16 protein-coding genes are annotated in these 23276 nt (G+C 69.3%); all 16 read right to left on the reverse strand.

The genetic code is table 11. The features are described 5' to 3' along the window. Positions 1–155: 155 nt before the first annotated feature. Positions 156–1877, reverse strand: coding sequence for a mechanosensitive ion channel family protein (locus KPL78_RS17655; RefSeq protein ID WP_219764302.1), 1722 nt, complete (start codon positions 1875–1877; stop codon positions 156–158). Further along, on the reverse strand, positions 1877–3046 hold the full coding sequence (locus KPL78_RS17660) for an iron-containing alcohol dehydrogenase (protein WP_219764303.1): 1170 nt from the start codon (positions 3044–3046) through the stop codon (positions 1877–1879). Before KPL78_RS17660 ends, KPL78_RS17655 begins: the two co-directional genes overlap by 1 nt. Beyond that, on the reverse strand, positions 3043–3930 hold the full coding sequence (gene mmsB, locus KPL78_RS17665; protein ID WP_219764304.1) for a 3-hydroxyisobutyrate dehydrogenase: 888 nt from the start codon (positions 3928–3930) through the stop codon (positions 3043–3045). Before mmsB ends, KPL78_RS17660 begins: the two co-directional genes overlap by 4 nt. An 11-nt stretch (positions 3931–3941) precedes the next feature. Continuing rightward, entirely contained in the window at positions 3942–4922 is a 981-nt protein-coding gene (locus KPL78_RS17670; protein WP_219764305.1) for a Bug family tripartite tricarboxylate transporter substrate binding protein, read from the reverse strand. A gap of 54 nt (positions 4923–4976) precedes the next feature. Continuing rightward, positions 4977–6527, reverse strand: a complete 1551-nt coding sequence (locus KPL78_RS17675) for an FAD-dependent monooxygenase (protein WP_219764306.1) — start codon at positions 6525–6527, stop codon at positions 4977–4979. A gap of 110 nt (positions 6528–6637) precedes the next feature. Beyond that, a complete protein-coding gene (locus KPL78_RS17680) occupies positions 6638–7699 on the reverse strand; it encodes an ABC transporter ATP-binding protein (RefSeq protein WP_219764307.1) in 1062 nt (353 codons plus the stop codon). Next, positions 7696–8682, reverse strand: a complete 987-nt coding sequence (locus tag KPL78_RS17685; protein WP_219764308.1) for an ABC transporter ATP-binding protein — start codon at positions 8680–8682, stop codon at positions 7696–7698. The genes KPL78_RS17680 and KPL78_RS17685 overlap by 4 nt, the downstream gene beginning before the upstream one ends. Before the next feature lie 241 nt (positions 8683–8923). Beyond that, entirely contained in the window at positions 8924–10357 is a 1434-nt protein-coding gene (locus KPL78_RS17690) for an amidohydrolase family protein (protein ID WP_219764309.1), read from the reverse strand. Between the two features lie 57 nt (positions 10358–10414). Further along, the gene (locus KPL78_RS17695) at positions 10415–12010 is read right to left on the reverse strand and encodes an ABC transporter substrate-binding protein (protein WP_255569155.1); all 1596 of its coding nucleotides are present in this window, start codon (positions 12008–12010) and stop codon (positions 10415–10417) included. A gap of 28 nt (positions 12011–12038) precedes the next feature. Next, the gene (locus tag KPL78_RS17700) at positions 12039–12917 is read right to left on the reverse strand and encodes an ABC transporter permease (RefSeq protein ID WP_219764310.1); all 879 of its coding nucleotides are present in this window, start codon (positions 12915–12917) and stop codon (positions 12039–12041) included. Continuing rightward, positions 12914–13855: an ABC transporter permease gene (locus tag KPL78_RS17705; RefSeq protein ID WP_219764311.1), complete on the reverse strand. Its 942-nt coding sequence runs from the start codon at positions 13853–13855 to the stop codon at positions 12914–12916. The genes KPL78_RS17700 and KPL78_RS17705 overlap by 4 nt, the downstream gene beginning before the upstream one ends. A gap of 1 nt (position 13856) precedes the next feature. Further along, entirely contained in the window at positions 13857–15494 is a 1638-nt protein-coding gene (locus tag KPL78_RS17710) for an amidohydrolase (protein WP_219764312.1), read from the reverse strand. After that, complete coding sequence (locus KPL78_RS17715; protein WP_219764313.1) at positions 15491–16267, reverse strand: class II aldolase/adducin family protein; 777 nt, start codon at positions 16265–16267, stop codon at positions 15491–15493. Before KPL78_RS17715 ends, KPL78_RS17710 begins: the two co-directional genes overlap by 4 nt. A 173-nt stretch (positions 16268–16440) precedes the next feature. Continuing rightward, entirely contained in the window at positions 16441–17316 is an 876-nt protein-coding gene (locus tag KPL78_RS17720) for a transglutaminase family protein (protein ID WP_219764314.1), read from the reverse strand. Then, positions 17313–19775 carry a circularly permuted type 2 ATP-grasp protein gene (locus tag KPL78_RS17725; protein WP_219764315.1) on the reverse strand — a complete coding sequence of 821 codons (2463 nt, stop codon included), beginning with the start codon at positions 19773–19775 and terminating at the stop codon, positions 17313–17315. Before KPL78_RS17725 ends, KPL78_RS17720 begins: the two co-directional genes overlap by 4 nt. After that, entirely contained in the window at positions 19768–23142 is a 3375-nt protein-coding gene (locus tag KPL78_RS17730) for a transglutaminase family protein (protein WP_219764316.1), read from the reverse strand. The genes KPL78_RS17725 and KPL78_RS17730 overlap by 8 nt, the downstream gene beginning before the upstream one ends. Positions 23143–23276: the final 134 nt, after the last annotated feature.

Below are 23276 nucleotides of genomic sequence, written 5' to 3' on the forward strand. Positions count from 1 at the left end.
GCGGGCGGAGGGGCCTTGCGCCGCTCGCGGTATGGGCCTGCGGGGTGGAACGGGAAAGGTTCCGCCCTTCCCCGAACCGCCAAGCGCCGAAGGGCCTTCCTGACGACGTGGCCGCTTCCGCTGAAGAAGATCGGAGGGACAAAGCCCCTGCCACGTCACCCGCCCCGGATCGGAGGCAGCGCCCCATCCTCCGCCGCCCCGCGCCCCACCGCCGCATCCAACCCCGGATCGCGCGCGAAATAGGCCGTGGTCGAGGGGAAGGCGAAGGCCGTGCCGCATTCCTCCACCGTGCGCATGATCTCTAGGATCAGCTCCTCCTGCACCCGCAGGAAGCTCGCGAAATCGACGACCAGCACCTTGGCGAAGATCTCGATGTCGACCGAGGACGCGCCCAGCCCGACCAGACGGATACGCGGCAGGGTCGCGGTCTTCTCGACGTCGGGATGCGCGACCACCCGCTCCCGCAGCCGTTCGAGCAGCGCCTGGAGCTGCTCGCGCGAGGTCTCGTAGCGCACGCCGACCTTGTGCTGGAACAGGGTCTTGTCGCGCGCCGTGAAGTTGGTCAGGCGCATCTTGGCGAGCTCGGCATTCGGCACCGAGGTCAGCGTGCCGTCCAACCCGCGAATGCGGCTCGACCGCGGGCCGATCGCCTCGACCGTGCCGCTATCGGTGCCGTAGCGGATGAAATCGCCGAGGCGGAAGGGACGGTCGGCGAAGATGGACACGCCGCCAAAGAGGTTCTCCACCGTCGATTGCGCGGCGAGCGCGAGGGCGATGCCGCCGACGCTGACCCCGGCCAGCAGACCGAGCGCCGGCACGCCGATGTCGTTCGCACCGTAGACGATCAGCGTCGCCGCCGAGACGAGCGAGCCGACACGCGCCAACAGCCGCAACAGGTTGGCGTCGTACAGGTCGTCGGGGAAAATCGGCGAGGCGATCATCGCCTCGGCGAGCAGCCACCAGGCGATCCAGGCCGCCCAAGCGCCCGCGAGATAGAATAGGATCGTGGCAAGCGTCGTCTCCCAATCCCCGATCGGGCTCGGCAGCGCGAGTTGCAGGGAGGCGACGAAATGCCCGGCAAAAGTCAGCGTCGCGAGCAGTATCGGGCCGGTCAGGCGCAGCGCGTGCCGCCGCAGCCCATGCGTCGCCGCCGAGGCGCGCAACACCCATCGATGCCAGATCACGAAGACCCAGGCCGCGAGCACCATGAAGGCGAGGACGAACAGAAGCTTCCACAGTGGCGTGTCGAGCACCGGGCGATGCAGCCACGCCGGAAACTCGTTCACCGGCAACCAGAGCAGCAGCGGCCCGATGAAACGCTGCTGCGTCTCGACCCAGCTCGCGACGCCGGCGTTGTGCAGCACCGGGTCATACCGGACCATGTCGTAGAATTCAGGCAGGCGCGCAACGGTTTCCGCCGAGAAGACATAGTCGCCGGCCCGCGGCCCGGTCGCGATGCGCACCATGCGGATCTCGGTGCCCGGAATGGTCCAGTGCTGCGGAGGATCGGAAGCGTTGACCGAGGGGAAGGCCGCGGCGGGAACGAGAGGGATCCGGCTCAGGATGTCCCGCAGCAGGCTGACCGACCGCGCGGCATCCTTCCAGCGATGATCGGGCGCGAAGGTATCGAGGTCGAAGACCGCAGTGCCGAGCCGGAGCAGCGCATTGACCACGGCAAGCTCGGTCCTGAGCGACGGGGCTGCGCGATAGGCCGCGTAGATGGCCTCGATCCGATGGGTTTCGGCGAGGAAGCTCGCATAGGTCGCGGCCGGGCTCGACGTATCGAGCTCCGGCAGCAGCGCGGCGCGCGCCGGCCCCAGGGTTGCGAGCAGCAGCCACAGGGCCGCGACAGCCCCCAGGAACCGGCCCGACCGCATCAGCCCGCCCAGGCGCGCCGGTACAGCGCGACGATCTCCTCGGCGCCCGGCACGGCCGGGTTGTTCGCCGGGCTGCCCGAGGCCAGCGCCTGGTCCGCCATGGTCGTCAGCAGCCCGTCCCACTTCGCCGCATCGATGCCGAAGGCGCCGGGCGTCGGCACGGCGAGGTCGCGGTTCAGGTCGCGCAGTTCCTGCAACAGCTTCGCCCCGGCCGACTGGTCGCCCTCGGAGGAGGTCGCGACACCCATCGCCCGCGCGGCCTCGGCATAGCGCGGCAGCGCGGCGTTCAGGCTGTATTCCGTCACCGCCGGCAGCAGCATCGCGTTGGACAACCCGTGCGGCACATGGAAATGCGCCCCGATCGGGCGCGACATGCCATGCACCAGCGCGACCGAGGAATTGCTGAAGGCGATGCCCGCCAGCGTCGCGCCCTTCATCATCGCCGCGCGGGCGATAGCGTTGGACGGCTCGCGATAGACGGTGCGCAGGTTCGGCGCGATCAGGCGCATGGCGCGCAACGCGTATTCGTCGGCCTCGTCATTCGCGCGCTTGGACACGAAGGCTTCCAGCGCATGGGTCAGGCTGTCGATGCCGGTATCCGCCGTGGTGCGCGGCGGCACCGAGAAGGTCAGCTCGTAATCCACCACGGCCGCGAGCGGCAGCGCGCCAAGGCCAGCGATGAGCATCTTCTCGTCGCGCTCGGTGTCGGTGATGACGGTGAAGCGCGTCGCCTCACTGCCCGTGCCCGCGGTGGTCGGGATGCAGATGACCGGCAGGGCGCCGCGGTTCGCCTGCGCCGGCACCTTGAAGTCGCGCATCTTGGCACCCGCCGGCGCGGCGCCGAGGATCGCCATCGCCTTCGCCGTATCCATCGGGCTGCCGCCGCCGAAGCCGACCAGGCAGTCATAATCGCCCGCCTTCATCGCCGCCACGCCAGCCTCGATGACGGTATCGGTCGGGTCGGGCACCGTGTCGCTGAACACGCCGGGGTTCATGCCGCCCGCCCGCAACGGGGCGAGCGCCTTCTCGACCGTGTCGGAGGACACCATCCAGGGATCCGTCACCACCAGCGGCTTCGACAGGCCGAACTGTCCCAGCACCTCGGCCACCTTTCCGACCGCGCCGCCGCCGATCATCAGCAGGCGCGGCGAAACGAAACTCGTCGTCATGAACTCTTCCCCTCACGGATCATGGTGATGAGCGCCGAGAAGTCCTTGGCCCCACCGCCGCCATCCACGAAGCGGTCATACAGCGAAAGCGCGAGCGCGCCGACCGGCGTCGCCACCCCGGCGTCCTTCGCCGCCTGCTGCGCCAGGCCGAGATCCTTGCGCATCAGCGCCGCGGTGAAGCCCGGCGCATAGTCGCGATTGGCCGGGCTGCCCGGCGCCGGTCCCGGCACGGGGCAATAGGTGTTCAACGCCCAGGACATCGCCGTCGATTTCGAGCAGACGTCATAGAGCGCCTGCGCCGAGAGCCCGAGCTTCTCGGCCATGACGAAGGCCTCGGATGTCACCGCCATGGTCGCGGCGAGCATCATGTTGTTGCACAGCTTCGCCACCTGCCCCGCGCCGGCATCGCCGCAATGGACGATGGTCTTGCCCATGGCCTCCAGGATGGGCCTGGCGCGCTCTACCGCCGCGGGCTCGCCGCCGACCATGAAGGTCAGCGTGCCGGCCTCCGCCCCCATCACGCCGCCCGAGACCGGCGCGTCGAGGAAGGGCCGCCCGGACGCCGCCGCGACCTCGCGCGCCGTGGCGACGTCGATGGTCGAGCAATCCATCAGCAGCGCATCGACGCGGGCCGCCTTGGAGAGGCCCCCCTGCCCCAGCCAGGCATCGCGCACGTGCTCGCCCGCCGGCAGCATGGTGATGACGACATCCGCATCCTGCGCCGCGGCGGCGGAGGAGAAGGCCGCCGTCGCCCCCGCCGCAACGACGGAGTCGACCGCCGCCTGCACGATGTCGAACACCACGACCTGATGCCCGGCCTTGACCAGGTTGCGCGCCATCGGCGCCCCCATGCGGCCCAGTCCGACGAAGCCGATGCGTGCCATGTCTGCCTCCCTCATTCCGCGCGGATGCCGACGCGGCGGATCAGGTCGCCGAGCCGGACGAATTCGCGTTCATTGCGTGCCTGATAGACCTCGGGCGACCCCGGCAGCGGCCGGGCGCCCAGTTCGGCCATGCGCGAAGCGGTCTCCGGCTTCGAAAGCCCGACGCGCAGCGCGGCATTGGCCTTGGCGATGATCTCCGCCGGCGTGCCGCGCGGCGCGACCAGGCCGAACCAGGCCGTCACCTCATAGCCCGGCAGGGTCTCGGCGATGGCCGGGATGTCGGGGCTGGACGGCCAGCGCTCGGCCGAGGTGACGCCGATCGCGACCAGCGCGCCGGACCGGACATGCGGCAGGATCGAGGGCAGGTTGTCCGTGCCGAAATCGATCCGCCCCGGCAGCAGGTCCGTCATCATCGGCGCGCTGCCGCGATAGGGGACATGCGTCGCCTCGAAGCCGCCCATCAGGCGAAACAGCTCGGCGGCGAGATGCGTCGATCCGCCGATGCTGGTCTCGCCGTAGGACAGCGTCCGCTGCTTCGCGAGTGCGATCAGCGCCGCCGCGTTGCGCACGCCGACCGAGGGGTGCGCCGCGATCAGGTTCGGCACCTCGGCGATCTGGCTGATCGGCAGGAAGTCCTTCAACGGGTCATAGCCGGAATTGGCATAGAGATGCGGGTTGATCGCATTGGTGCCGGGCGAGCCCAGCAGCAGCGTGTAGCCATCGGCCGGGCTGCGCAGCACCGCCTGCGCGGCGATGTTGGACCCGGCGCCGGGCCGGTTCTCCACCACCACGGGCTGGCCGAGTTCCTCCTGCAGGATCTGCGCGGCGATGCGGCCCAGGATGTCCGTCGTGCCGCCGGCCGGGAAGCCGACCAGGATGCGGACCGGCCGGTCGGGCCAGGTGGCCGCGAAGGCCGGGGCGGCGAGCAGCCCCGCCCCAGCGGTCAGCAGGGCTCGGCGGCGCAGCACGACGAGTGACGAGGCCTTGGACACTGTGTTCCCTCCGGGGATGTTTGCGGCCAGTGTCGGGATCGCCTCCCCCGCTTGTCAAACCGCTCGGGGCATCCCGAAGACGCGCAGCAGGATGTCTCGCAGCCCGGCATGGTCGGGCGAGGGCCCGCGCCAGGCGATATAGCCATCCGGCCGCACCAGCCAGGCCGCGCCCGCCCCACCATAGGCGGCCGCGAAGGCGCCCTGCGCGTCCTGCAGCACCGCGACGCCGTAGTGATCGGCCGGCGCATCGGCGGTGATGACCACGACGCGCAGCCCCGGGATGCGCGGCAGCGTGTCGATATCCGGCGCCTGATGCACCAGCAGCACCGGGTCCGTGCCGCGCAGCATGTCGAAGACGCGCAAGGGGGAACCCACGCCCTCACGCCGCAGCCCGCCCGCATCCGGCGCGCGATCGCCGGCTCGTGGCCCCTCCGGCCCTCCATCGTCGTGCACCCAGGCGCTGTCGCGATAGGTGACGAGAAGCTGCGTGTCCTCCAGCCGATCCGGCTTGGCCCCACCCTCCCGCCCGAAATTCATCGAGGCCGCGAGCGTCCGCGCGATGACATCCGCGCCCACCGGCCGGCGCTCGGCCTCATAGCTGTCGAGCAGCGCCACCGGCGCTCGCCCCGCCAACACCGAGGCCAGTTTCCAAGCAAGGTTATAGGCGTCCTGGATGCCGGTATTCATCCCCTGCCCGCCCGTCGGCGGATGGATATGCGCCGCATCGCCGGCGATGAAGACGCGCCCGGCGCGATACCGCGCCGCCAGCCGCATGCTGATGCGGAAGATCGAGGACCAGCGCAGGTCGGACAGCACCGGCCGGTCCGGCACCAGATCGTCCACCACCGCCTGAAGCTCGGCCAGGCCGGGGCCTTTCAGTTCGGCCTGGATGCCATGGCCGCCGCCGCCATCTCCCGCCAGGCTCTGGGGTGCGATCATCGAGACGCGGTAGCGCCCGGGCTCCGGCAGCGGAATCGCGACAAAGAGGTCGGGCGCCGCGTCCTCATGCAGCCGCACCGCGCGCAGCGCCATGCCATAGGGCAGGTCCATCGCCATGTGGACATCGCCGAGCATGAAGGTCATCGGCATGGCCTCGCCCTCGAAGCCTATGCCGAGCGCGTGGCGCACCGTGCTGTGCGCGCCGTCGCAGCCGATCACATGACGGAAGCGCTGCGGCCCGGCGCCGCCGGACAGGCGCACCGTGACACCTTCCGCATCCTGCTCCAGCGCCTCCAGCGCGACCTCGCGCTCGACCGCGATGCCCTGGCCCTCGAGGTGGCGCGCCAGAAGGCGCTCCGTCTCGTATTGTGGCAGGCCGAGCGTCGCATAGGGCAGGTCCGACAGGTCGCGCAGCACGTCGTAGGGCGGATGCCCGGTGATGATGGACCGCATGCCGTTCAGCCAGAGCCCGGCATCGATCATATCCCGCACCACGCCCATATCCTCCCACACCTCCAGGGTGCGGGGCGTGACGCCGATAGCGCGGCAGAACGGGGATGGCCCGGCCGCCTGGTCGATGATGCGGCACCGCACGCCATGGCGGGCCAGCTCGCTGGCCATGGTCAGGCCGACCGGGCCTGCTCCGACGACGAGGACATCCGACATGGTTGCTGCTCCCTGCTCCGAGCCGCAGTTGAGCAGAACTCGACAGATCCGGCATTACCCGGACTGGTCAGGACGTCCGGCCGCCAGGACCGGACGCCGCACCGCCCCGATCAGGCCGCCCGGGCGCGGGCGTAGAGCGCGAGCCGCTTCGCCGCATTCTCCGAAAGCCCCCCGGCGAAGTTCAGCCCCGCATCGGGCAGTGTCTCGGCGAAGTGGCACGACGCCTCATGGCCGGGCGCGAGACGCCGCAACTCCGGCACCTCGGTCCGGCAGCGATCCTGCGCGAAGGGGCAGCGCGTGTGGAAGCGGCAGCCGGATGGCGGATTCAGCGGGCTCGGCAGGTCGCCGCCCAGCGGCTTCACCTGGCCGCGCCGCTCCGGATCGGGATGCGGGATCGCGGAGAGCAGCGCGCGCGTATAGGGATGCTTCGGTGCGGCGAACAGATCCTGCTTGGACGCCGTCTCCACGATCTGGCCGAGATACATCACCGCGACCCGGTCCGCGACGTGCTTCACCACGGCGAGGTCATGCGCGATGAACAGATAGGCGAGGCCGAAACGCCGCTGCAGATCCTTCAGCAGGTTCACCACCTGCGCCTGGATCGACACGTCGAGTGCCGAGACCGGCTCGTCGCACACCACCAGGTCCGGCTGCACCGACAGCGCGCGGGCGATGCCGATGCGCTGGCGCTGCCCGCCCGAGAACTCATGCGGATAGCGCTGCGCATGGAAGCTGCGCAGGCCGACCAGCGACAGCAGCTCCTCCACCCGCTTGCGGCGGGAGGCCGCATCGCCGATGCCATGCACCACCATCGGCTCGGCGATCGCGTCGGCGACCGTCAGGCGCGGATTGAGGCTGGCATAGGGATCCTGGAAGACGATCTGCATGCGCCGGCGCATCGCCCGCTGCGCGGCGCCGGTGATGCGGGTGACGTCCACACCCTCGAAACCGATGGACCCGGCCGAGGGTTCGATCAGGCGCAGCACCAGCCGCGCCGTGGTGGACTTGCCGCAGCCGGATTCACCGACCAGCGCCAACGTCTCCCCCCGGTTCAACGAGAAGGACACGCCATCCACCGCGCGCACCGTGCCGACCTGCTTCGCCAGGATCAGCCCCTTGCGGACCGGGTAGTGCTTGGCGAGGTCCTTCACCTCGAGCAGCGTCTCGCTCATGCGACGAAGGCCTCGACGGGGGCGCGCAGGCAGGCGGCCATGTGGCCATCCGCGATCTGGCGCAGCGGCGGTTGTTCGGTCTTGCACTCGGCCGCCGCGAAGGGGCAGCGCGGATGGAAGCGGCAGCCCTTGGGCAGGGCGAAGGGCGGCGGAACGGACCCTTCGATGGCGAGCAGCGTCTCGCGCTCCTCATCGAGGCGCGGCACGGACCCCAGCAACCCGAGCGTATAGGGATGCATCGGATCGCCGAAGATCGCCCTGGCCTCGGCGCGTTCGACGACGCGGCCGGCATACATCACCGCGACCTCATCGGCCATTTCCGCCACGACGCCGAGATCATGCGTGATGAGGATGATGGACATCCCCGTCTCGGCCTGAAGTTCGCGCAGCAGGTCGAGGATCTGCGCCTGCACCGTCACGTCGAGCGCCGTGGTGGGCTCGTCCGCGATCAGCAGCTTCGGCCGGCAGGCGAGCGCCATCGCGATCATCACGCGCTGCCGCATGCCGCCCGAGAGCTGATGCGGATATTCGTCGAAGCGGCGTTCGGGGGACGGGATACGCACGCGGTTCAACGCCTCGACCGCGCGATCACGCAACTCGGCGTTGGAGGCGCGCGCGTCATGGGCGCGCATCGCCTCGGTGATCTGGAAGCCGACCGTATGGACCGGGTTCAGGCTGGTCATCGGCTCCTGGAAGATCATCGCAACCTGGCTGCCGCGCACGTCGCGCATCTCGGCGCTGGACAGTCCCAGCAGGTCGCGTCCGTCGAGCAACACGCGACCCGCCGCGACACGGCCGGGATGCGCGACGAGGCGCATGACCGACAGCGACAGCACCGATTTCCCACAGCCCGATTCACCGACGATGCCGAGGGTGCGGCCACGCGGAACGGATAGGTCCACGCCATCGACGGCCGTCACCTCGCCGCCATGGGTGCGGAAGACGGTGCGCAGGCCCTCGATGCGGAGGAGATCGTCGGTCATGGGTGGAACCGGGAAGGGCTTTGCCCCTCCCGGACCCTCCCCACCAAAGGCCACAGGGCCTTTGGAAACCGATACCTGGTGCCAGCGACATCCCCACGCAGCGCGCGCGGGGCACAAGAGCGGGTCACGATATGCATCCTATCAGTGGCGCCCGGCGCCGAGTAACGGTTTCCAAAGGCCCTGTGGCCTTTGGCGGGGTGGCTTGGAGGGGCAGAGCCCCTCCAAACAGCGCCCGTCGCGATCACGACCAATGGAAGGTCGGCGGCGCGATCTTCTCCGCGCTGCGATGTACCCAATCCTGCTGCGGCACGCGCCCGATCACGCGCTTCTGCGCCTCGTGCAGGTGCTCGGCGGCCTGGCGGTAGTCCATGGTCAGGACCTCGCCATCCTCCACCACCTTGTTGCCGTCCACATAGAGCGCCTTCATCGCGCGATCGCCTGCCGAATAGATCAGGCTGCGCACGGGGTCGTAGGCCGGCCGCATCATCGGATGCGCGATGTCCACCAGCGAGAAATCCGCCTTGCACCCCACGGCGAGCCGCCCGATGTCGTCCCGCCCCAGCGCCGTCGCACCTCCGATGGTCGCGGCGTTGAACAGGTCCGTCGTCGTCATGGTGCGCGGATTGCCGGCCTGGGTGCGCGCGATATGGGCCGCCAGCCGCATCTCATCCAGCATGTTGTGCGGATAGGTATCGGTGCCGATGCCCATGTTCACACCGCGGCGGATGTAGCGGCCGAGATCCTTCATCGCGATGCCGCGGCGGACGAAAACGGTCGGGCAATGCGCGACGGTGGTGCCGGTGTCCGCGAGGCGCGCCAGGTCGTTCTCGGTATGCCAGCGCGTGGACGGATGATCGTCGAGGAAGATGCCGTGCCCGATGATGGCGCGCTCACCCAGCAGCCCCATCGAATCCAGCCAGCCGATCGGCGTCATGCCGTGGCGGCGGGTGATCTCGTGGAACTCGACGACGGATTGCGCCGCATGCACCTGCCACGACACGCCGCGCGCCTTCGCCTCGGCGCGGCTGTCCTTCAGCAGGCCGGCGGAGCAGGTGTCGATCTGCGCCGGCACCACCATGCCGAACAACCGCCCGCATTCATGCTGCTCGGCGCGCTCGATGAGGCGGAGAGCTTCCTCCATCGCCTTCTCGCCGGCCTTCTCGTCCCATTCGTATTCGACGACATGGCCGTTCTTGGTGAACCAGCGCGCCGAGCGGAACATCGGCGCGATGCAGACGCGCATGCCCGCCTCGGCGAGCAGGTCGAGCCAGCCCGGATGCGCCATGGACAGATCGGCGAGCGTGGTCACGCCCGACAGCAGCAGTTCCGACAGCGCGACCCGCACGCAATGCGGCACCGCTTCCGCATCGGCGCGGAAGATCGGCATGTATTCGTACAGCGAGGAATTGTAGAGGCCTGGCGAGCCGATCTCATCGAGGAACCCCTTGTTCAGGGGCTCGCTCGACGGATGGGAGTGGATGTTCACCAGCCCCGGCATGACCATCAGGCCGCTTCCGTCGATCACCGTATCCGCCGCGCCTTCATAGCCGCGCCCGACGAAGGTCAGCGTCCCGTCGGTGAAGGCCATGTCGGCATCGGGCAGATAGGTGTGCGCCTTGGTCGATGAGTCCCAGGCGACGATGAGATCTGCGGCTTTGATCAGAGTGGTGGTCATGGCGTGCCTTCCTCGGTCGTGGCGGGCGGGGCCATGGGAACGGCCCCGCCCAGATCGTCAGCGCGTCAGCCGGATGTCGAGGCCCTTGTACAGCGCGACGCCGTAGAGGCCATGCGCACGCACGCCCTCGACCCGTGGTGCCGAGGCGACCCAGATCTGTTCATGCGCCAGCGGCAGCCAGACATTGTTCTCGGCGATGATGCGCTGCGCGCGGGCGATGGCCGCGGCCCGCGCCGCCGGATCGACGGCGGTGCGCGACTGCACCAGCGCCTCGTCGGTCGCCGCGTCCACCCAGTTCATGCGGTTCGGCGTCGGGCGATTGCCGCTCGCGAAATACAGCGAGAAGGCATCCGACGCCGTCACATAGGGATAGGACATGATGAAGGCGTCGAATTCCTGCGTCGCCAGGCGCCCCCACACCACCGTGCCGTCCCAGAGCTGGATGCGCATCTCGATGCCAATGCGCCGCAGATCGGCCTGCATGGATTCGAGGATCTGACGGCTGACCTCGCTCTGGCTGCCATAGACCACGAAGGTGGCCCGCTGGCCGTTCTTCACGCGGATGCCGTCCGACCCGGGCACCCAGCCCGCGGCGTCGAGCACGCGCTTCGCCTCATCGGCATTGAACTGCGGCACCTCGTTCGCGGCCTGCTGGTCGAAGCCCGCGACATTCGGGTTCAGGTAGCCGCGCATCGGCGTCGCCGCGCCGAAGAAGGTCGCCTGCACCGCCGCCGCGCGGTTCACGCCGAGGTTGATGGCGCGACGGATCTCCGGGTCGTTCATCACCGGCTTGTCCACCTTGAAGCCGATGAAGTAGTCCCAGAAGTAGTTTTCCTGGGTCGACATGCGGATGTTCGGCATGCGGCGGAGTTGGTTGACGGCGATGTAGGGGATGTACTGCGTCACATCGCCCTGTCCGGTCTGCATCGCGGCGAGGCGCGTCTGGCTTTCCGGGATGATGCGCCACACCACGCGGTCCACCTGTGGCGCCGGGTTCTGGTAGATCGGCGGGCCCCAGGTGTAGCCCTCATGCCGCGTCAGGACGAGCTCCTGCCGCGGCGTCCAGGACGCCCAGCAATAGGGGCCAGTGCCGTTGAAGCCCTGCACGCCGAAATTCTGGCCCAGCCGTTCGACCGAAGCCTGGTCCACGATGGTCGCGAAGGACAGGGTGAGCTGGTAGAGCAACTCGCCATAGGGCGCGGTCAGCTCGTACTGCACCGTGTAGTCGTCGACGGCGCGGACTTCCTTCACCGGGCCCGCGCGCCAGCGCACCGGGGAGCGCGTCGCGGGATCGAGCCAGCGATTGATGGTGTAGACCACGTCGCGCGCGGTGAAGGGCTTGCCGTCGCAGAACTTCACGTCGCGGCGCAGGTGGAAGGTGTAGGTCAGGCCGTCCGGGCTGACCTCCCAGCTCTCGGCGAGGCCCGGGCGCACGGTCGTCTGGTCCCAATCCATGGACACCAGCGTGTCGCCCATCATGTAGAGCACTTCGCTCGCCGCGCGCGCGGTCGAGCGCGGCGGATCGTAGTTGTCGGAATCGAGCTGGCGCAGGATCTGCAGCGTGTTGCGCGGATTGGCCTGGGCCGCCGCCTGCTGCGCCGGCAGCACGGCGGCCAGCGCCAGCGCGGCCGCGCCGATCGTCTTACGCATCATGTGAAGTCTCCCGTACATCGTTGTTGAGTCAAAAGCGGAGCCGTGGGTCGAGCGCGTCGCGCAGCGCATCACCCAGCACGTTGAATGCCAGCACGATCACGAAGATCACGACGCAGGGGATCACCGCGATGTGCGGGGCGAAGAAGAGGAAGTTGCGCCCCTCCGACGCCATCGCCCCCAGTTCCGGGATCGGCGGCTGTGCCCCGAGCCCCAGGAAGGACAGCGCCGACCCCAGCAGGATCACCTGCCCGAAGCGCAGCGTCGCGAAGACGAAGATCGCCGACAGGCAGTTGGGCGCGAGGTGCCGGAAGATCAGCCGCGCATCCGTCATGCCCGTCGCCCGCGCCGCCTCGATGTAGTCGAGCCGCATCACCACCAGCGCCGAGCCGCGTACGATGCGCGCCATCAGCGGGATGGTCGCGACCGACAGCGCGATGACGACGGACAGGATGCCCGGCCCGAAGATCGCCGCGATGGCGAGGCCCACCAGGATTGCGGGGAAGGACAGCAGCATGTCCATCAGCCGCATGATCGGCCCGTCCAGCCAGCGCTGGTAGAAGGCGGCCACGAAGCCGAGCATCGCCCCGATGCCGCCACCCACCAGCACCGCCGCAAAGCCCATCAGCAGGGACACGCGCAGCCCGAACAGCAGCCGCGTGATCAGGTTGCGTCCCTGGGCATCCGCGCCGAGCGGCAGCCCCTCACTGCCCGGCGGCTGCATGGCGAGCGAGAGGTCGTTGTCATAGGGATCGGTCGGCGCCAGCAGCGGCGCGAAAACCGCCGCGGCGATCAGCAGGACGACGAGCACCAGGCAGATCGCCGCCCCCGGATCGCGCAGCAGGCGCGACAGCACACCCGGGCGCGGCGGCGCGACCGGTTCGTCGGTCGTCTCGATGGCCGCGCTCATGCCCCGCGCACCCGCGGGTCGAGCGCCGCGTAGAGCACATCCACGGCGAGGTTGACGATGATGAAACCAAGCGACAGCACGATGATGGTCCCCTGCGCCATCGGGAAATCGGAAGACAGGATGGCGCCCACGGCGAGCCGCCCGACGCCCGGCCAGGAGAACACCGTCTCCGTCACCACCGCGCCGCCCAGCAGGAAGCCGATCTGCAGGCCGATCAGCGTCACCACCGGCACCATCGCGTTGCGCAGCGCATGGCGTGTTACGACCAACCGCTCGGTCAGTCCCTTGGCCCGCGCAGTGCGGACATGGTCGGCGGAGAGCACGTCCAGCACGGCGGTGCGCGTCATGCGCGCCACCGGACCGACGAAGACGCCGCCCAGCGAGACCGCCGGCAGGATCAGCGACTGGATGCCATCCCAGGTCCAGATCGGCCCGGCCCGCCCGGTGAAGGGCAGCAACTGCCACTGGAAGCCGACGAACCAGATCAGCATCAGCCCGACAAAGAACACCGGTACCGACACGCCCGCGACGGACAGTGCCATGATGGCGCGGTCGAGCAGCGACCCGCGCCAATACCCCGCGAGGGTACCGAGCAGGATGCCAAGCGGAATGGACCAGAACAGGCTCGCCACCATCAGTTCGAGCGTCGGCCCGATGGTGGCACCCAATTCCTGCACCACCGGCACATTGTTGATGATCGAGGTGCCGAGATCCCCATGTAGCAGCCGCCACACATAAAGCCCGAACTGGACGGTAAGCGGCTGATCCAGGCCGAGATCGGCCCGGATCGCCGCGATCACGTCCGGCGTGGCGGCCGGCCCAGCGCGGACGATCGCGGGGTCGGTCGGCACCACCTGCATCAGAAGGAAGCCGATCAGCACCACCCCGAACATGACGGGAATGGCGAGCAGCAGGCGATGCAACGCATGACGCAGCACGTTATTGCGCCGCCACCACGCCTGCTGCCTCCCCGTGCCGGTCGAAGATCGCAACACCGTCGCGGAAGGTCAGATCCGCCTGGGTCTTCAGTATCTCGTCCGGATGGATGGAGAAGACGTCCTTCGACAACACCGCGATGTCAGCGAGCATGCCGACCTCGAGCGTGCCCTTGCGCTCCTCCGCGAACTGCGTGAAGGCGCCGCACCAGGTGTAGCAATGCACCGCTTCTTCCGGCGTCAGCATCTCCTCCGGCCCCAGCACCGTCCCCTTGTTGGTCTTGCGGGTGACCATGGTGAAGAGGTTGATGAAGGGATCGACGGTGCAGACCGGGCAGTCCGAAGAAGCCGCAGGATGCGCGCCCTCATCGAGCCAGGTCTTCATCGGATAGGCGCGGTCCGACCGCTCATGCCCAAGGACCTTCACGTAGAGATCGCCGAACTCGTACATGAAGGTCGATTGCGGCACGGGATGGATGTCGCGCGCCTTCATCCGCCTGCGCTGATCGCGGGTGACGAAGCCGCAATGCTCGATGCGGTGGCGGCGGCCCATGAAGGGATGCGTCTCGCTGTCGGCCGCTTCCATGCCCACCAGCACCTGCTCGATCGCGGCATCGCCGATGGCGTGGATGTCGAGCTGCCAACCCTGCTCATGGTAGAGCTTCAGCAGGGCGTGGATCTTCTCGTCCGGGAAGGTGAAGACGCCGGTGCCACCGCCCATCGCCTCGACATAGGGGTCGAAGAAGGCCGCGGTCAGGCCGCCGGCCGACCCGTCCGCGAAGACCTTCACCGCGCCCCAGCGCAGCGAATCGTCGCCCTGCATCGGGCGCATGCCCTCGGCCCAGGCCTTCTGCGCGATGCCTTCCGGATTGCCCGCCAGCACCTGCCACATGCGCAGCGGCAGCTTGCCCTGCGCGAGCGCCGCCTCATAGGCCGCGATCTCGGCGAAACCCGCCGTCATGCCGACATTCATGTCGGTCGCCGAGGCGAAGCCCAGCGAGGCGAGATAGTCATTCGCCGCGCCGATCGCCGCCACCATCCGCGCCTGGTCCGGCTGCGGGACGACATCCATGATCAGGCGCTTTGCGCGTTCCTGGAATTCGCCGGTCAGCTTGCCGTTCTTGCGGACGATGACGCCGCCTTCCGGGTTCGGCGTGTTGTGGCCAACGCCGGCGAGCTTCATCGCCATGCTGTTCGCCACGCCGACATGTCCGCAAGTGCGCACGATCAGCACCGGATTGTCCGGCGAAGCTGCGTCGAGCTCCTCGGCGGTCGGGTGGCGCCCGACATCGAGCTCGCCATGGTCGTAGCCGCGCCCCAGCACCCATCCGCCCTTCGGCGCCGCCTGGGCGGCAACGCGGATGCGGCGCAGCAGCTCATCGAGCGTGCGCACTTCCTCCGCGCGGAGATTCACATTGGCGAGGCCGATGCCATAGGGCAGCAGATGCATATGCGCTTCATTGAAGGCCGGGATGGCGATGCGACCGCCGAGGTCGATCCGCTTCGTCCCCGCCCCGGCCGCCGCCAGCGCATCCTCACCGAGCGCGAGCACGCGCCCATCCTTCACCGCCACCGCGTCAGTGAAGCCGCCGGCGAGACCGCGGAAGACGCGGCCGCCGGCAATCAGCAGATCAGCAGTCACGAGCGGTAGTCCGGCTTGCCGTCCTCGATGAGGCGCAGCGCCGCGCCCCAGGCCATGGCGAAGCCATCCTGCCCCTTGTTCGGGCGGTTGAACTGGCCCGCGGTGTGCTGGCGCACCGATTCCGGCGGCAGCACCAGCTCGGCCCCGCCCGCCATGGCGGATATCTGCGCCTGGCAGGCGCGCTCGAGGTAGTAGATGTTGAGGAACGCTTCGGCGCAGTGCTGGCCGCAGACCAGCAGGCCGTGATTGCGCAGGATCATCGCATTGTGGGTGCCGAGATCCTTCACCAGGCGCTCCCGCTCATCGAGGTCGAGGGCGATACCCTCATAGTCGTGATAGGCAAGGTGCCCGTAGAACTTCAGCGCGTGCTGGCTGATCGGCAGCAGGCCCTGGCGCTGGGCCGAGACCGCGATGCCCGCCTCGGTGTGGGTGTGCACGACCACATGCGCATCCTCGCGCGCCATGTGGATGGCGGAATGGATGGTGAAGCCCGCGGCGTTCACCGGCTTCGATTCCGAACCTTCCTCCACGACATTGCCGTCGAGGTCGATCTTCACGAGGTCGGAGGCGCGCATTTCATGGAAGAGCACGCCGTACTTGTTGATGAGGAAGTGGTGCTCCGGCCCCGGCACCCGCGCGCTGATGTGGGTGTAGATGAAGTCTGTCATCCGGAAATGCGCCACCAGGCGGTAGAGTGCTGCGAGATCGCAACGGATCCTCCACTCCTCCTCGCTGATGCCGCGCAGGGCGGAAGGCGGGCTGACGACGTTCATGGCTGATCTCCGCGCAGGGTTGCCGAACAGTCATCTTGCGGGCCTGCCGCGTCAACCGCGCTATGGGCAGGAATTGCGCACGGCATGCATCTGCTGCACGGCCTGGAAGCAGTCCTGCACCGCGGGCGGGCAACGGTGCATAAAGACGCATGAACAGGCGGCGCTCGTCGCCGCTAGGCTGGCACGGGGCCTTCCGCTTCCTCGAGATCCACGGCCACCCAGAGCCCGTGCTCGCCCCCACCCAGAATCACCCCGCGCAGCGGGCTGACATCGGCGAAGTCGCGACCCCAGGCCAGCACGACGTGTTCATCCCGCACCACGATGTCGTTGGTGGGGTCGAGCCCGACCCAGCCGAACCCCTCCCCCATCCAGGCCTCGACCCAGGCATGGGACTGGTCGGCGCCGCGCCGCGCGACGCCGCCCGGCGGCGGGCGCGTGCGCACATAGCCGGAGACGTAGCGGGACGGCAGGCCAAGTCCGCGCAACGCGCTGATCATCACATGGGCGAAGTCCTGGCAGACGCCGCTGCGCCCGGACAGCACCTCGGCCACCTGGGTGTGGATGCCCGTCACGCCGGCCTTGTAGGTGAAGTCGCGCCGGATGCGCCCCATCAGCTCCAGCAGCCCGGCCAGGACCGGCCGGCCGGCGGGAAAGGAGGCGGCGGCATAGCCCGTCGCGGCCGGCACCAGCGGGGCGAGCGGGCTTGGGAAGACGAACTCCGCGGCCTCGCTGCGCCGCGCGCTGGCGGCGACCGCTTCCCAGGGCGGCGTCACCACGGCGGGCGGCGGATCGGGAAAGCACACCTCCACCAGAGCCTCGGCCACGACCTCGAAGCGTTCATGCGGCACGTCGAGGAAGACGCGCGTCGCCTGATTACCGAAGTGATCCGTTGCCTGGGTCATGTGGGAAGGCGTCGGCGTGACGCCTAGCATCGTACGGCTGACACGCTGATGCGGCAGCGCGCGCGGCGTCAGCAGCAGCAGATGCGCGGCGAGGTCCACCGCATGAGCATAGGCATAGGTGGTCACGTGACGCAGGCGATAGATCACGCGGCCCCCCGCAAGGCCGGCTCGACGCTTTCCATCCCGAGGGTCTGCGCCGCCGGCAGCAGCGCGAAGTAGCGCCGCGTCACCGCATCCGACAGCGCGCCAATGCGCTCGCCCATCGCCTCCAGCCGTGGCGGCAGGGAGGCCGCGGCGATCGCCTGGTCCTCCGCGCCGATCACCTCTTGCACCATCGCCTCGGCTTCCGCGAGGAGCGCGGCAGCCTCGCCCGGCAGGGCGCTGTCCTCGGCGCTCGCGACCTCCGACAGGTTGCGCGCGATGGCTTCGAGCTGGAAGGCAAGCGCGCGCGGATTCGAGGTGTCGGCGAGCACGAGGTCGAGTGCCGGCGCCGGCTGGAGCACGGTCAGGTAGCGCGAGCGATAGGTGATGACGCTGTCACAGAGTTCGAGGATCAGCCGCAGCCCGCCCTCGATGCGCGCCGGCGGCTGGTCGAGCGCGAACTGCACCTCGGAAGCGATCGCCTGCGCGCGTTCCACGCGGCGCCCGAGATCGAGGAACAGCCAGGCGCCGCCGCGCACCATGCTCTCGGCGGCGACGCCCGCGACCGCGGTCGCGAAGCGCAGCAGCGCGATCATGGCGCGGCCGATGGCTTCCAGATTGCTGCCCGCCTGCTGCATCTCGGCCCGCGCCGCGCGCAGCGTCAGGGTGAAGGTCGCATACATGTCCGCGGTCAGGCGGTCGCGCGCCATGGCGGTCAGTGCCGCGATGCGGTCGGCAAGCTGCATCACCACGCCATTGTCGCGCAGCGCGGCGGCAATGACGCTGGGCAGGCCCTGCGCAGCCGCGGAACCCGCGACTTCCTCGGCGCCGACGAAGCCGGCCTGGGCAAGGCAACGCGCCAGCGCCGCGACCTCGGCGGCCTCGCGCGGCAGCACCACCCCGCGGGAGATGCGCGCCTGGGTCGCCCGCACCAGCCGCGCCGCCCGTTCCAGCCTTTCGGTGTAGCGCCCCAGCCAGAACAGATTGTCCGCGACGCGGGACGGCAGCGCGCCCGGCGCGCGACGGATCGGCAGCGGCGGCAGATGGGTCGCGGCGGGGCCGATGATGTCGCCCCCCTCATCGGCAATCACCCAGACATCCTTCGAAAGTCCCTGTGGCGGCAACGGGCCGCCGAGGTCGCCGACTTCGCCGATGCGGGCCAGGCCACCCGGCATGACCCGCCAGGCCTGCCCGTCGAAGACCGCGAAAAGCCGCAGCACCAGTGGCAGCGGTTCCAGCCGGTCCCCGACGACGCAGGGCACGAGGGAGGGCGTGGTCAGCCGCGCCGCGACGAAACCGGCCGGATTGGTGCGCGCCAGGGCCGCGGCCTGCCCGGCATCGAGCGGCGCGGTGCCGGCGGCGCGGCGCAACGTCCAGCCGGACTCGCGTGCGATGCGGGCGGGCACGCCCTCGGCGCCGAGCCACAGCGTTTCGACCGAGGGCAGGGCAAGCGGTTCGCCAAGCAGCCGTTCCGCCAGGGCGGGCAGATAGGCCGCGAAGCCCGGTGCCTCGGCCAGGGCCGCGCCGGGCGCGTTCAGGATGCGCACCGCGCCGTGCCGCGCTGCGTCGAGCAGACCAGGCACGCCGAAGGTGCCGGCCTCGCTCGATTCCAGCGGGTCGAGGGTCGCCCCTTCGACGCGGGAGAGCAGCACGTCGACGCGTTGCAGCCCCTGCAGGGTCTTCAGGTGCAGCGTGCCGTCGCGGACCGTGAGGTCGCCGCTCTCCACCAGCGCGCAGGACAGCTCGCGCGAGAGCAGCATGTCCTCGAACCAGCGCGGGCTCTGCGTGCCACGCGTCAGCAGGGCCACGGCCGGGTCGCCGCGCTCGGGTGGGGCCAGGCGCTGCACCGCATCCTGCCACAGGTCGAAGAAGGGCCGCATGGACCGCACCTGGGCGCCGCGGAAGGCCTCCGGCATCACCCGGCCGAGCAGGCGGCGGTTCTCCCGCGCCATGCCGGGCCCGGCAGGGGCGGTGGTACGGTCGGCGAGCACGCGCCAGCGGCCATCCGGGCCGCGCAGCAGGTCGGCGGCGTAGAGATGGAGTTGCGGTTGCGGTGGCGGCGTCCCGGCGCTGTGGCAGGCGCGCAGGAAGCCGGGATTGGCGAAGACGAGTTCCGGCGGGACCAGCCCTTCGGAGAGCAGCGCCTGCGGCCCGTAGAGATCGCCGAGCACCGCCTCCAGCAGCCGGGCGCGCTGGACCATCCCCGCTTCAAGGTCCGCGAATTCCGAGGCGGGCAGCACCATGGGCAGCGGATCGCACCGCCACACCGCGTCGTGCTTCGCGCCCGGCAGCACGCCCGCCATACCCTCATCCTCGACCGCACGGTCGAGGCGGCGGGCCCGGTCGGCCAACGCCCCTTCGCCCATCCCGCCGAGGATGCCGAGCAGCGGACGCCAATGGGCGCGAACCCCGCCGCGCCCATCGACCATCTCGTCGAGGGCGGGAAGGACTCCGAAATCAGCCATGACGTCTGAGGTCTAGGGTGAACGGAAGCTCAAGACCAGCCTGGGGCTGGGGCGGCACGGCCGGACCGACGGTGTGGCCGAAGGGGAAGAAGCGCGACCGGCGACGCGCCTCGGCCTCATTGGCATTCACCGGATAGCGGTCGTAGTTGCGCCCACCCGGATGGGCGACGTGATAGGTCATGCCGCCCAGGCTGCGCCCCGACCAGCGATCGAAGACGTCGAGGATCAGTGGCGACTGCGGCCGGATGGTCGGATGCAGCGACGATGGCGGATTCCATGCCTTGAAGCGGATGCCCGCGACATATTCCCCGGCGCGCTCGGTCGCGCGCAGCGGCACGCCGACGCCGTTGACGGCCAGGACGAAGCGATCGGCGACCCAGTTGGACACGCGCGCCTGGACACGCTCGGCGCTGCTATCGACATAGCGGGCCGTGCCGCCGGCGACCTGGTCCTCCGCCAGCACATGCCAGGGTTCGAGCGCATGGCGCAGTTCGAGCCCGACATCATGCACCGTCACCTCCCCGATCAGCGGAAAGCGGAACGCCATGTGGACGTCGAACCAGGACGGGTCGATCGGCGCGCCGAGACCACGCAACTCGTCGATCGCGTCGCGGAAATCCTGCTCAGCGTAGTGCGGCAGCATGAACTGGTCGTTCAGCCGCGTGCCCCAGCGGATCAACCGCTTCTCATAAGGACGCTCCCAGAAGGCCGCGAGCGCGGACCGCATCAGCAGCATCTGCACGACCGACATCTGGGCGTGCGGGGGCATCTCGAAGCCGCGGAACTCGACCAGGCCCCGGCGGCCCGCGGAACTGCCCGGATCGTACATCTTGTCGATGCAGAATTCCGTGCGGTGTGTGTTGCCGGTCATGTCCGCGAGCAGGTTGCGGAACAGCCGGTCGGTCAGCCAGGGCGGCACCTCCTGCCAGGCGTGCACCTTGGAGAAGGCAATCTCCAATTCGTGGATCGCATCCATCCGCGCCTCGTCGATGCGCGGATGCTGGCTGGTCGGGCCAATGAACAGGCCGCTGAACAGGTAGGATAGCGAGGGGTGGTTATGCCAGAAGCCGACCAGCGACTTCAGCAGGTCCGGCCGGCGCAGGAAGGGGCTCTCCGAAACCACCTCCCCGCCCATCACCACATGGTTGCCGCCGCCGGTGCCGACATGGCGGCCATCGGTCATGAACTTCTCGGCGGCGAGGCCGACCTGGCGCGCTTCCTCGTAGAGCGCCTCGGTGCGGGTGACGATGTCCTTCCAGTCATTCGCCGGGTGGATGTTCACCTCGATCACGCCCGGATCGGGGGTGACGGAGAAATGCAGCAGGCGAGGATCGGAGGGCGGCAGATAGCCTTCCAGCACGACCTTGCGGCCCATCTCAGCGGCCGTGCCCTCGATGGCGGCCACCATCTCCAGCCAGTCCTCGGCGGCAAACAGCGGCGGGAAGAAGATGTGCAGCTTGCCATCGCGGGATTCGACCGTGAGCGCGGTACGCACCACGCCGGGATCGGACTCGCCGACCACGGGGATGTCCTGGGGCTGCGGCCGGAAATCCTCGATGCTCGACGCGGTGCCCTCGCCGGGACGCGGCGTGCGCAGCGCCCGCTGATCGAGCGTGTCGGGCTGCATCTGCGCGCGCATCGCGCGCTGCGCCTGCAGGGCCGCATGCGGCGGCAGATCGTCGCGCCACGCGAAGGGATCGGCCTCGAACTCCTGGACGCGGCGAGCATCCTCGGGGTTCATCCAGGGCAGCGAGGCGAGCGGCAGGCGCAGCCCGATCGGGCTGTCGCCGGGGATCAGGAACAGGTGCTCGCCGCGGAAGAACCAGCGGCCGGACTGCCAGCGCCGCACGCCATCCTGCATGACGCGGCGGATCGGCAGCACCGAGCCCACCTCGGCCGACAACCCTTGGCCGAAGACGCGGGCGAGGCGCTTGCGCTCCAGCTCATCGGCGAGCTTCGCGTCCTCGACCACGACATTGGCCGGCAGGCGCTGCTCCTTCCACAGATAGTAGTGGATGTCCTCATGCGCGCCCTGAACGAGGTCAGGATCGACTTGGAGGCGTTCAGCCAGCAGCCGGGCGAAGGTCGCGGCATCGGCCGCCGTGGCGTTGTCCCGGTCATCGTCCGAGGCGAGCAGCGTCGGGTCCGTCCAGACCGGTTCCCCATCCTTCCGCCAATGGGAATAGAGCGCCCAGCGCGGAAGCTGCTCGCCGGGATAATGCTTGCCCATGTTGTAGGTCAGCGCAGCGCCGGGCGACCACATCGGCGCAAGCCGCCGCAGCAGCCGCCCGGCATAGCTCCGCTTGGTCGGGCCCAGAGCATCGGTGTTCCATTCGGCCGCATCGCGGTCGGAGGCGGCGACGAAGGTCGGCTCGCCGCCCATGGTCAGCCGCAGGCCGAGCGCCTTGAGCTTGCGGTCCACGCCCTCGCCGGCGTTGCGGATCGCATCCCACTGCGTGTCCGTGTAGGGCTTGGTGACGCGCGGCGTCTCGCGGATGCGCCGGACCGACATCTCGAAGGCGAATTCGGTCTCGACCTTCTCCAGCGCGCCCGAGATCGGCGCGGCGGATTGCGGTTCCGGCGTCGCGGCGAGGGGGATGTGCCCTTCCCCCGTCATCAGGCCGGAGGTGGCGTCGAGGCCGATCCAGCCGGCGCCGGGCAGATAGACCTCGGCCCAGGCATGCAGGTCGGTGAAGTCGGCCTCCGGGCCTTCCGGCCCCTCGATCGGCTTCTGGTCTGCGACGAGCTGGATCAGGTAGCCCGAAACGAAACGCGCCGCGTAACCGAGGCGGCGCAGGAGTTGCACCAGCAGCCAGCCGGAATCGCGGCAGGACCCCTTGCCCTCGCCGAGGGTCTTCTCGGGTGACCAGACACCGGGCTCCATGCGCACGACATAGGCGATGCGGGACTGGACCATCTGGTTGATGGCCACCAGCATGTCGACGGTGCGCTGTTCGACGCGCGGCACCTCCGCGAGCAGGGCGTCCAGCAGCGGGCCGGCCGGTTCGATCTTTCGGAACGGCGCAAGCTCCTGCTCCAGCGCCGGGTCATAGGCGAAGGGCCAAGTCTCGGCCTCAGGTTCCAGGAAGAAGTCGAAGGGGTTGATCGTCGCCATGTCGGCGACGAGGTCCACCGACACGTCGAAATGCGTCACCCGCTCGGGGAAGACCACCCGGGCGAGGAAATTGCCCTGCGGGTCCTGCTGCCAGTTCAGGAAGTGCGGCTGCGGTTCGACCTTCAGCGCATAGGATACCACCGGCGTTCGGCTGTGCGGCGCCGGACGCAGCCGGATGGTCTGCGGGCCGAGGGTCGCCGGCCGCTCATAGCGGTAGGAGGTACGATGCGTCAGGGCAACGTGGATCGACATGACCGGTCCCGAATGCGTTGATTCTGCATTTCCCATGGATGCAATCCGCGGTCCACCGGATGTGCACGCCCTGCAGCAAGATGCCTTCGGAGTGTTGCCCAAGAATTGAGCAAAAGCCCGGATTGACGCCCCCT

Origin of the sequence: Roseomonas alba, from assembly GCF_019430885.1 — a bacterium.
GTDB lineage: Bacteria > Pseudomonadota > Alphaproteobacteria > Acetobacterales > Acetobacteraceae > Neoroseomonas > Neoroseomonas alba.